This is a genomic window from Bradyrhizobium sp. (assembly GCF_019244115.1).
In the GTDB taxonomy this organism is placed as follows: Bacteria; Pseudomonadota; Alphaproteobacteria; order Rhizobiales; family Xanthobacteraceae; genus Bradyrhizobium.
In genome coordinates, this window is record NZ_JAFATE010000705.1 from 1 (window position 1) to 10,293 (window position 10,293).

Annotated in this window: 11 protein-coding genes, 1 tRNA gene and 1 pseudogene; 10 read left to right on the top strand and 3 right to left on the bottom strand. The window is 63.1% G+C overall.

What is annotated here, in order from left to right:
* The first annotated feature begins 157 nt into the window (after positions 1 to 157).
* Together JOZ76_RS30420 and JOZ76_RS30425 are read left to right on the top strand one after the other, a co-directional pair.
* A tRNA-Phe gene (locus tag JOZ76_RS30420) sits at positions 158 to 233 on the top strand.
* A gap of 203 nt (positions 234 to 436) precedes the next feature.
* A complete protein-coding gene (locus JOZ76_RS30425; protein WP_291705046.1) occupies positions 437 to 1,726 on the top strand; it encodes a tyrosine-type recombinase/integrase in 1,290 nt (429 codons plus the stop codon).
* Here JOZ76_RS30425 and JOZ76_RS30430 read toward each other — a convergent pair.
* The 3 genes from JOZ76_RS30430 to traA all read right to left on the bottom strand — a co-directional run bounded on the left by JOZ76_RS30430 (position 1,723) and on the right by traA (position 5,567).
* Positions 1,723 to 1,935 carry a helix-turn-helix domain-containing protein gene (locus JOZ76_RS30430; protein ID WP_291705048.1) on the bottom strand — a complete coding sequence of 71 codons (213 nt, stop codon included), beginning with the start codon at positions 1,933 to 1,935 and terminating at the stop codon, positions 1,723 to 1,725. The genes JOZ76_RS30425 and JOZ76_RS30430 overlap by 4 nt on opposite strands.
* Before the next feature lie 291 nt (positions 1,936 to 2,226).
* Positions 2,227 to 2,442 (bottom strand): helix-turn-helix transcriptional regulator, encoded by a 216-nt coding sequence (locus tag JOZ76_RS30435; RefSeq protein WP_291705064.1) that lies wholly within the window; start codon positions 2,440 to 2,442, stop codon positions 2,227 to 2,229.
* A gap of 125 nt (positions 2,443 to 2,567) precedes the next feature.
* Positions 2,568 to 5,567, bottom strand: a complete 3,000-nt coding sequence (traA, locus tag JOZ76_RS30440; RefSeq protein WP_291705050.1) for a Ti-type conjugative transfer relaxase TraA — start codon at positions 5,565 to 5,567, stop codon at positions 2,568 to 2,570.
* Positions 5,568 to 5,731: 164 nt separating this feature from the next.
* Between traA and JOZ76_RS30445 the strand changes: the two genes are divergently transcribed.
* The 8 genes and pseudogenes from JOZ76_RS30445 (at position 5,732) to JOZ76_RS30480 (ending at position 9,967) form a co-directional block, all read left to right on the top strand.
* Positions 5,732 to 6,058, top strand: coding sequence for a conjugal transfer protein TraD (locus JOZ76_RS30445; RefSeq protein WP_291705052.1), 327 nt, complete (start codon positions 5,732 to 5,734; stop codon positions 6,056 to 6,058).
* 1 nt (position 6,059) lies between these two features.
* Positions 6,060 to 6,290 carry a conjugal transfer protein TraD gene (locus tag JOZ76_RS30450; RefSeq protein WP_291705054.1) on the top strand — a complete coding sequence of 77 codons (231 nt, stop codon included), beginning with the start codon at positions 6,060 to 6,062 and terminating at the stop codon, positions 6,288 to 6,290.
* A 218-nt stretch (positions 6,291 to 6,508) separates the two neighbouring features.
* Positions 6,509 to 6,679 (top strand): conjugal transfer protein TraD, encoded by a 171-nt coding sequence (locus JOZ76_RS38635; protein WP_441300131.1) that lies wholly within the window; start codon positions 6,509 to 6,511, stop codon positions 6,677 to 6,679.
* Positions 6,680 to 6,839: 160 nt separating this feature from the next.
* Positions 6,840 to 7,022 (top strand): hypothetical protein, encoded by a 183-nt coding sequence (locus tag JOZ76_RS30460; protein ID WP_291705056.1) that lies wholly within the window; start codon positions 6,840 to 6,842, stop codon positions 7,020 to 7,022.
* 183 nt (positions 7,023 to 7,205) lie between these two features.
* Positions 7,206 to 7,436 carry a hypothetical protein gene (locus JOZ76_RS30465; protein WP_291705058.1) on the top strand — a complete coding sequence of 77 codons (231 nt, stop codon included), beginning with the start codon at positions 7,206 to 7,208 and terminating at the stop codon, positions 7,434 to 7,436.
* 5 nt (positions 7,437 to 7,441) lie between these two features.
* Positions 7,442 to 8,949 (top strand): annotated as a pseudogene (tnpC, locus tag JOZ76_RS30470) (IS66 family transposase).
* A complete protein-coding gene (locus JOZ76_RS30475) occupies positions 8,946 to 9,578 on the top strand; it encodes a UPF0149 family protein (RefSeq protein ID WP_291705061.1) in 633 nt (210 codons plus the stop codon). Before tnpC ends, JOZ76_RS30475 begins: the two are co-directional and overlap by 4 nt.
* Positions 9,579 to 9,736: 158 nt before the next feature.
* The gene (locus JOZ76_RS30480) at positions 9,737 to 9,967 is read left to right on the top strand and encodes a hypothetical protein (RefSeq protein WP_291705062.1); all 231 of its coding nucleotides are present in this window, start codon (positions 9,737 to 9,739) and stop codon (positions 9,965 to 9,967) included.
* Positions 9,968 to 10,293: the final 326 nt, after the last annotated feature.

Sequence of the window (10,293 nt, forward strand, 5' to 3'; positions counted from 1 at the left end):
GGACCCGGGTTAAGTCAGGTCTGCCTATACCTTGCGAACGGCCCCGGCGTGACGGACCTGGCGTGTTCCGGCTCGGCGAAGCAAGGTAGACAGCGCCGTTTCCGCCCACTATAACCCGCCGGCCCGCTGGTCCGTTCACGGACTCCCGCCGCGGCATGCCCAGGTAGCTCAGTTGGTAGAGCATGCGACTGAAAATCGCAGTGTCGGTGGTTCGATTCCGCCCCTGGGCACCATTGGCCTTTCGGCCCAATTCTTTTTTGTCCGCGCCCGTTCGCCGATCAGCACGAACCCTCGTAAAATGAGGCGTTTCCTCATATATTGACGCCCGGTACGGTTCGCGACCGTCCGATGGCATCCGGCGCTTCCGGGTACACTGTGGGTACACTGGAAGGGCCGGGTACACTGGCTGGCCGCCCGATTGCAGGGGAGCTTTCCCGTGGATGAACTGAGCGACACGAAAATCCGCAACGCGACGCCCGCGGACAAGGAATACGCGATTGCAGACGGCCAGGGCCTCAGTGTCGTGGTGCGGCCCAATGGGACCAAGCTGTGGCTCTACCGCTACCGTTGCGGCGGCAAGCGCAAAAACATGTCGTTTGGCACCTTTCCCGGCGTCGGACTCAAGGCCGCGCGCGACAAGCGCCACAACGCGGAAAAACTGCTCGATCAGGGCCAAGATCCAGTCGCAGTGCGCGAGGCCAAGCGCCAGGAAGACGAAAAGCTCAAGCACACATTCCGGGCAGTCGGGGAAGAATGGGCGACCACGAAGCTCGAAAAAGAGAACAAGGCCAACTCGACGATCAAGCGGGAACGCTGGAATCTCGCTCAGCTCGATCGTGAGATTGGCGACCGACCGCTTTGCGAGATCACCCCGCCGGAATTGCTGACTGCCTTCCGGCGTGCCGAGGCGCGGGGACGGTACTACACCGTCGGACGCCTACGCTCGACCGCTTCCCGGGTCTTCCAATTCGGCGTAGGCGCCTCGTATTGTAAGAGCGACCCCACCCGCGACTTGAAGCACGCCCTTACCAAGGCGCCCAAGGGCAATCCGCGCCCTGCGCTGACCGATCCCGAGGACGTCGGCGAGCTGATGCGCCGCATTGAGATCTATGACGCCAAGAACGGCGGACTGGTGCGCTACGCGCTCAAGCTGATCGCCTTGACCATGGTGAGGCCCGGCGAGTTGCGGCTGGCCGAGTGGAGCGAATTCGACGAGAAGAACCGCCTATGGCTGATCCCCGCCGAGAAAATGAAGATGCGCGATGATCACGAAGTGCCGCTCTCGCGCCAGGCTCTCGCTATCCTTGCCGAGCTGCGACCACTGACCGGCGGCGGCCGCTACTTGTTCTCGCACGACGATCGTGTGCCTATGTCCGACAACACGATCAACAAGGCCTTACGGATCATGGGCTACGACACCGGCCCTGGTGGCGACCACTGCGCGCATGGTTTCCGATCCAGCGCCTCGACCTTGCTCAACGAAGAAGGCGCATTCGACGGCGATGTGGTGGAAGCTCAGCTCGCCCATGAAACGGACGAAAAAAAGAGGCGGCGCCGCGACGAGGTGGTGCGGCGCCAGCTTGCCAAGGGCGACAAGAACAAGATTCGTGGCATCTACAATCGGGCGGCCTATTGGAGCGGACGCGTGCGCCTGATGCAGCATTGGGCCGATCGTCTCGACAGCCTGCGCAAGAGAGTTGCCGTGCCGCTGCGCAAATCGGCCTAAAGCATAGCCCGCGATTCAACGCGTGGCAGCGAGGCATGGTATTCATCGATGCTGTCGAGATCGATGAGTGTCTTACCTCCCATCTTGTAGGCCCTGATCCGTTCCTGAGCGATCAGCTCATAAGCTTTCGTTTTCCCGAACTTTCCATAGCGACACCCGTCCTTAAACTCGACGAGCCGGCGCCGCTTGTTGTCGTCGTTCTCAGCCATGGTTCTAGAGGTGCTTCGATGATCTCTGCCAGAGTGGGATTAGGCCGGAGCCGCTTGAGTTGGCATTTGTCACCGTGACGTGTATGGAGTCGCCTTGCGAGATGACGCTGCTTCCGTGGTAGCTTGCACCGTCTCAGTCGTCTTGTTCGGAGTCATCGGCACGTAGCGTGTCATCCGGACTGCACCAAGCCTTATATCGCCGATGGTACCGACCAAAAGACTTGTCGATGCAGCCTCCTACTCCTGCGTGCAAGAGAGTAAAAATTGGACGGTCGGAAGCGCTGTCCGACATTACCGAGCCTCATCGAACTCGCGTTTCGGACGCCACGAGCCGGGATCTGCGATCCAGCGGTTGATGTCCGATTCATGCCAGCCCGTGCCATGGGTGCTGATTTTGAGCTGAGCCGGGAAGGTGGGCTCGGCGATCTTGCGGTAGATGGTGGACCGGGACAGCCCGGTTCTGGCGAGGACGGTTTTCAACCGGATGATACGATCTGGTTCTCGCATGGCCGCACTGCCTCTCGCCGGCTGTTTCTGATGGCATGAGACTAGACAGGACCGGCCGTGCAGCCGCGCAAGAGCATTTTGCTCATAGGCGTACTCTGGCGTTGAAGTGGCGGAAACAGGATAGATCAAATTCCGAGGCCCCGGCCGCGGCCAAGATCGATGCCGTGGGCGAAAGCCAATTCGTGGCCGAGTCGGCGGCCTGTTTCAAAGGAGATGCCGAGCTCCCGCTTGCGGTTGGCGAGGATGGATTCCATTTGCGGATCGCGTTCGAGGCCTCTCGCCATGTCGCCCATCGCCGAGCGCGTGGCCCTGCAGCCGGACATGTCGCCCGCCTGATACTGGTGCTGGCTGGTCTGCTTGAGCTCCTGCCAGCGTTGCACAAAACGGTCGGCGCGGCGGCTGGGATCGATGCGCAGTTCCGTTTCGAGTTGGAGCGCGCGGATGGCGCGGTTGACCCGGCCGCAAGCCGCCTCGCGGGCGAGCTCTGTGTTCTTCTTGTAGGCAGCTTCGGCATCGTGCGAACCATAGGGCCGCACCTCCTCGAAGGCCCGGCGGGATTTTTGTAGTTCTTTCACCTGCTCGGGAGTTGCCTCGCCGCCCATCTCCTGCGCCTCGAAGATCGCATCCACGGCGCGGGCATGGCGCACGAGCGCTCGGGTGCGCAACCGGCGCATTTCCTTTTCGGGATCTTCCGCTACCTTCCTTTCCGGCGCTTCCGTGTCGCGCCGCAGGGCTTGCGTACCGCTCCTTTCCCTTTCCGGCGTTTCCTGCTCCGGGCCCCGCCCAGTATCCGGGCTGGGCACATCTGAAGGAGAGCGAAGGCCATCGAACATGCTGCGTACCTTTTCCGGCACGACCTTGCGCACGATCTCGGCGACGCGCTCGCGGAAGGTGATCCCTCGCCGCTCGGCGTAGCTCTGCACCGGATCGGCACGGTCGTAGTCCGAGGCCATATCCTTCGCCCGATCGCGCGACAGGGTGCGGGCGAGCCGGTCCGGATTGGTGAAATCATCGCGACCGTAATGTAGCTCCACGCCGTCGCGGTGCCGCGACAGTGCGACATAGCTGCTGTGAGCATCCATCCCGGGCGTTGCCAGCACATGGGCGCGGTCCACCGTCATGCCCTGTGCCTTGTGGATGGTCACGGCATAGCCGTGGTCGATCTTGTTGTAATCCTTCAGGTCGAACTGCACGGATTGGCCATCGTCGGTCTGCACGGTCAGGGATTGGGCGCTGACCTGCTCGACGGTCCCGAGCGTGCCGTTCTTCACGCCAAGGCCGCGTTCGTTCTGCAGGAACATGAAGCGGTCTCCGCTAGCGAAGTGGCGCACGCCGCGTTCGACCGTCACTCGCACCTCATCGCCCAGATCGCCCGCAGCTCGCATCCGTTCGCGCGCTGCCTCGTTGAGTGCGCGGACTTCGTCATTGGTGTGGGTGAGGATGATCTGGCTCTTGTCGGGCGACGCATGGCGGTCGCGGTCCCAGCGGTCGATCAGATCGCCGCGCGCCTGCTCGCGGGTTTGAGCCTCGTGCACCATGTCATGGGAGCGGTAGGCTTCCAGCGCATCGCCGGTTTTGCCAGTGGCGAGATCCCGCGTGGCGTCGCGCTGCCAGTCCTCCCGCTGCCGGCGCACCTCGCCGATTTCCGCTCCGCCGTGCCGTTCGTGAATCGAGCGGAAGGCCGCGCCCGCCTCGATGGCCTGCAGCTGTTGCGGATCGCCGATCAGCACGACTTTCGCGCCGGCCTCGGCTGCATGGGACAGCACGCGCTCCAACTGGCGCGTGCCGACCATGCCCGCCTCGTCGATCACCAGCACATCGCGACTCGTGAGCAGGTCGCGGCCTTGTTCCCGACCGTGTTCCATGCTCGCAATGGTGCGTGACGGAATGCCCGATCCGCTTTCGAGATTTTCCGCCGCGATGCCGGACAGCGCCACGCCCCGGACCTCATAGCCGGCGGCTTCCCAAGCCTCTCGCGCCACGCCCAGCATGGCGCTCTTTCCCGTTCCGGCATGGCCGACCACAATGCCCAAATCGCGCCCATCCGTGACATGTGCTAACGCATCGGCCTGCTCGCGCGACAGGACAAGGCCGCGCGCTTCCGCTCGTGCCAAAGAGGCTTCGCGGTCCACGTTACGCACCTCATGGCGCTCCCGTTCCGCCATCAGTTCGGCGGCGCGATGCAGGCGCTGCTCGGCCTCAATCATCTCGCGGGTGGTGAAGCGATCCTCGCCGCGAGCGTCCTTACCGAGTTCGACGAGACCAGGTGCCCCGCGCATCGCGCCCATGACCTCGTTGAATTGGTCGATCGCGTCGCTGTGCCGGTGCGCAAACTTCGCCATGTCGCGCTGCGTGAAGGTCGATTGTTGATGCGTGATCGCGTCCAGTGCGGCGGAAGGATCGGCAATGATCCTCTCGCCATTATTCCGCGCGATCTCACGGTGCATCTCGGCGCGGTCGGCGGCCTCGATCCCTTCGCCTTTGATACGCTGTGCCGGCGCGCCGATCTGGCTTTGCGGCTCCAGCGTTATGCCCTGTGCTTCGAGGCTGCGATGGTCAATTCGGGCGTCGATGTCGAGCTCGGCTAGGCGCTCATTGGCGATCTCGGCCCAGCGTTCGCGCCAGCGCTCCACCATCTCGGTACGGTTCCAGTCCCGCACCTTTTGGCCAAAGCCGTTCTCGTCCACCGCGCGCATGGTCAGCATGACATGGGCATGGGGCTTGGGCATGCCGTCCTCTGCCATGTCCCAATGCACATTGAGATCGGCGATCATGCCCCGATCGACGAATTCGCCCCGAACGAAGTCGCGGGCAAGTTCGATGCCCTGCGCCTCACTCATCTCGCGCGGGAGCGCGAATTCGACCTCGCGGGCAAGCTGGGCATCCTTGCGGATTTCGGAGGCCTCGACATCGTTCCACAGCCGTTCGCGGTCGCTCCACGCTTCGGGCGCATTCTCCGGCAGCATTACCTCGGAATGGATGACGCCGCGCTTGCCGGAAAAATCCTGGTCACGGCCGAGCCGCTCGTCGCGCAGCCGCGAGGCGGAGCGATAGGCGGCCGAGGCCACCGCGCTGGAGCCGGACTTGCGCCCGATGACCTTGACGTGAAGATGATAGATCGCCATCGCGACGAGATCATCTACACGGCGAAGCGCACGTCGGCACGACGTATAAGCGCGCCCTCCCTCAAAAAATTCTCGGGCGGGATTACCGCGTCCCAGGCCGTCCTCACGACCTTACAGCATTGTGCCGGGTGCTCGAGTATGATCTCTCCAATCTGGAGATGCTGATGCGCAAGCCACGCGATTTCGATACCGAACTGAAGGCACTTGGGCACAAGGCGCGGGATCTTAAGAGCCGAAAGGTGCAGCAGCTTGGCGAATTGGTCATCGCCACGGGGGCTGACACACTTACTGCCGACGAACTGGCGGGCGCGCTGATCGTGCTGGCCGAGACGAAAGACACCAAGAAGATGGAGGCCTGGGCCAGGCGCGGGGTCGCGTTCTTTCAAAACCGGCCGCGGCGAAATGCGAAAGCATCTGAGCGCGATCACGATAGCGCTCAAACGCAACCGGGCGGCACTCAAACGCCATCAGGCAACACGGGCCCGGCATGACATGCGCACATGGCAGGTCGAGCGCCGCAAGCGCACGCGGCACCTCATCGAACTGGGCGGCCTGGTCGTTAAAGCCAGTATCGTTGATCTAACCGGCGACGACCGCACAACGATCTTCGGCGCGCTGCTCTGGATCGCTGACAAGTTGAGCAGCGATCAGGAAGAACGGGCCCGAGCGCTGTGGGCTGCAAAAGGGAGGCTAGCATTTGAGACGGACCCGGCGACGCGCTAGGGGCAGATTGACCTGCGTTGATATGGCGGATCATACCACACGCTAACGGATGGGCGCTTTTTGTGGTTCAGGTGCCGCCCCCGGGCAATATGAGTCGCATGCCCTTCTTCAACCCGATCGCTTCGCACGGCGTCGTGAACATGGCGGAGAGGTGATCCGTATGATCTTCGATAACGTATTCGTCGAGCTAGCGAGCGAGCCGTCAGATCCTATGCGTTTTGAGTGAGGTTCAACGAACCAATGGCCGTCTCTCTCCATGGTGCTACGCCCCGTCGCCAAGCGACCTTGTCGTCAAAGGCGGACTTTTTGAGCTGACCGGCGATGATCGCGCCACCACCCTCGGTGCGCTGCTGTGGATGGCCGACAAGCTCCAAAGCGATCAGGGCTAACGGGCGCGCGAGCTATGGGCCGCGAAGGGAAGCAAGCGTTTGAGGCGGGCCCGGCGGCACTCCGTCCGGAAACGCACATGTGGCCGTCGGAGGATCAGCGTTGCGAGCTTTGGCGGCTCGGAGTAACAAATCCTTAACCACATTCCGGTATCATTTCGCCATGAAGACGCGCGACGATCTGAAGGCAGTAGTCGAGGCGTTGTGCGGGCGCGATAGCCTGCTAGCCGCCTATCTGGAGGCGCTGTACGAGTTCGATTGGCAAGCTCTCAGCAAAGCCGTGGCGATCGTCGACCTTGCCGCTAATCCAAATCTAGAAGCTTCACGACGCATGAACTCGAGTTAGCTGGTGAGACGTCCACTCCATCGGATGGTTGCGCAGAAGCATCTAAGCACTGCCTCTCTGCAGCTGATGCAATGTCGTTTTCGCGTCTCCGCGACCTTGGGCGCATCGATGCCTCGCATCGGCGTTCTGGCATGGTCCTATGGCTCGCTGCAGGTGGCCTGCTGACAGCTGTTGGGAGCGACCTTGAACGTCGCGGCGCTGTTGTTGGTGACCCTGCACGCGCTCGCTGCGTTGCTCGGAATGCCGCAGCTGCAGACATTGTTGAATTGTACGGCGCCCTTCATCAAGTTGTGCACGATCGCGCATGCGGGTGCGGTGTCAATCTGGACGCCGTTGAATGCAACGTTACTGAAAGTACCAAGCGAGTGCCCGCTGGTGATTGCAGCAATCTCCCGACCGACGCAGCGGCGCTGACCGAGATGGTGCTCGCGCTTGACGCCGAGAACGAGAAGCTACGTGTGGCGATGCAGACGCTGAAGGAGATGATCTTCGGCAAGCGTTCGGAGCGGCTGGCGGCGATCGTGGCCGAGCAGCTCGCGGTCGAACTGGATGATCTCGCGACCGGCGTCATACCGCCTGCGCCAGCCAACGACGATGTGCCTGCGACGAAGCCGGCTGGGAAGCCGCGCAAGAAGGCAAGGCGCAACATCGGCGCGCTGCCCAAGCATTTGCCACGCTGCGAGCAGGTGCTCGAGCCGGACGCGACAGCGTGTCCGTGTTGCCAGGGCGTTCTGCACCCGATCGGCGAGGACGTGAGCGAGGTGCTGGACGTGATTCCGGCGATCCTGCGCGTGCTACGCACGATCCGTCCCAAATATGGCTGCCGCGGCTGCACTGACGGAGTGGTCCAGGCGAAGGTGCTGCCGCGTCTGATCGAGGGCGGCATGGCCTCGACGGCGCTGGTGACCCACGTGGTGGTGTCGAAGTTTGCCTGGTATCTGCCGCTGTACCGCCAAGTGCAGATCCTGGCCGGTCAGGGCATTCATCTCGACCGCGCGACGCTTGCCGGCTGGGTCAAGCGTGCGGCATGGTGGCTCAAGAGCCTTTACGAGCTTCAGTTACGGACGATCCAGGCTTCGCCGCGGTTGTTCTGCGACGAGACGCCGATGCCGGTGCTCGATCCCGGACGACATCGCACCCGGACCTGCCAGTTCTGGGCCCATGCAATGGATGATCGGCCATGGGACGGCCCATCGCCGCCGGCGGTCGCCTATGTGTTTACCGATGGTCGCGGCACCGAGGAGATCGCCAGGCAATTGACCAGCTTCTCCGGCATTCTGCAGGTGGACGGCTATGCCGCCTACAAAGCGCTTGCCCGCGGTCATGGCGGGGCAATCCAGCTGGCTTTTTGCCTCGCCCATGCCCGACGCAAATTCGTCGAGGTGTACAAGACGATGCAGTCGCCGTTCGCTCACGTGTGATTGAGCGCCTGCAAGCGGTCTACGCCATCGAGGCCGAGATCCGCGGCTGGAGCGCCGAACAGCGGCTTGCCGTCCGCTGCGCCAGGACTGCACCGCTGATGGAGCAGCTGAAGGCGCGGCTGACCTCGATGCTCGACCAGCTGTTCTCCCAGTCGAAGCTGACGGAGGCCATCAACTATACGCTCAATCGCTGGGACAGACTGACGCTGATTCTTCGCGACGGCCGCGTCGAGGTCGATTCCAACAGTGTCGAGTGTTCGATGCGCCCGATCGCAATGGGAAGACGGAACTCATTGTTCAGCGGCAGCGACGAGGGCGCCGAGAGCTGGGCAATTCTTGCGTCGCTGGTCAATACGGCAAAGTTCCACGAACTCGATCCGCAGGCCTATTTGGTCGATGTGCTGGAGCGCATCGTCTCCCGTCGGACCAAGAGCCACCAATTGCATGAACTTCTCGCCTGGAACTGGAAGGCGGCCCGCGAGCTCAGCGCACGAGTGGCTGCATGAGCCGGCGCCGCCGTTCGTCATCATCCTCGTCACCATCGATGGCGGTAGCCGCGATGCCGCTCGACGAACTTGAGCCATGGCTGCAGGCTCGCGCCGAGCAGCATCCCCTCGCCACGAGTCTTCCCGTGCTCGACGGCTATGTCGCCGCGATCGTGGCCGGACCGGTGTCAATGAGTCCACTCGACTGGATCTGTCCGCTACTCGCCATCGACGCCGACGCATTCAACCATGGCGCAACGCCGGAGTTCGCCGCGATCTCGGCCGTCGCGCTGCGCCACAATGACATCAGCAACACCCTGTCGACCACCGCCGACCAGTTCAAGCCGATGCATCGGCGCGAAGCCAGTGGTGACATCGATGCACGACCCTGGTGCCAGGGTTTCTACGCTGCGATGCGGCTCAGGATATCGGCGTGGGCGCCGTTGCTGGACGCCTGCAATCCCCATCACGGTCGGTTGCGGTCCATCCTGATGCACTGTTGCGACGATCAGGGCCGTCCACTGCTCGGACCACAGCCGCGGAAAGATGGTGAGCCCGGCGACCTCTCCAATGCCCACCTCGGCATTCCAGCGGCTGTCGAGGCGCCGCGCCAGTACTGGATGCCGATCCGCAACAAACGCGCCCGCTGATCGCTGCCGATGTGGGAGAACAAGCTGACGAGCGCGTTACGCCGAGCGCGCGATAGGGGGCGGCGCGCACGCCGCTACCGTTCGTGAAGGCGTCGACGGCCATCCGGAACCGATGATCTCCGTGGCGCATTGACTCGCCGAACCCAAGGAGATCGCCCATGAAATCGATACTCGTCTCGACCTGCGTCGCCGGACTCGCGCTTGCATCCTGTGGCGCGGCGGAAGCCAAGGGCTGCATCAAGGGTGCCGTGGTCGGCGGCGTCGCGGGCCACCTGGCCGGGCACGGCAAGCTCGGCGCCGCTGCTGGCTGCGCGATCGGCCATCATGAAGCCAACAAGGCCGAAGCCAGCAAGTCGGACCAGGTGAACCAGCAGCAGAACCAGAAGTGACCTCGCCGAGGCGCCCATGATCGAAACCGAGACTCTGCTCGAAAAATGCCCGCAGTGCGGTGCGTGGCCGATGGCCGCCAAGTTGCCGAAGGCTGGTTCGGGCGATCGTGAAATTCAGCTGCGATGCGCAAGCTGCGGCCATCGGGAGGGAGGCCGGTTCCGGCGAGGCGGCGGTATCCCCCGCTGGTCCGAACGGGCGGAGGTCCGGCGGTGAGCGTAGCGGACGAGATCGAAACCTCGGTAGCTCCCGCCGCCATAGAGCGAGCCATGGCCGTCTTCGAGAAGTTCAAGGAGCGCGATCGCGCCGAGCTCGTGCAGGCCCGCAA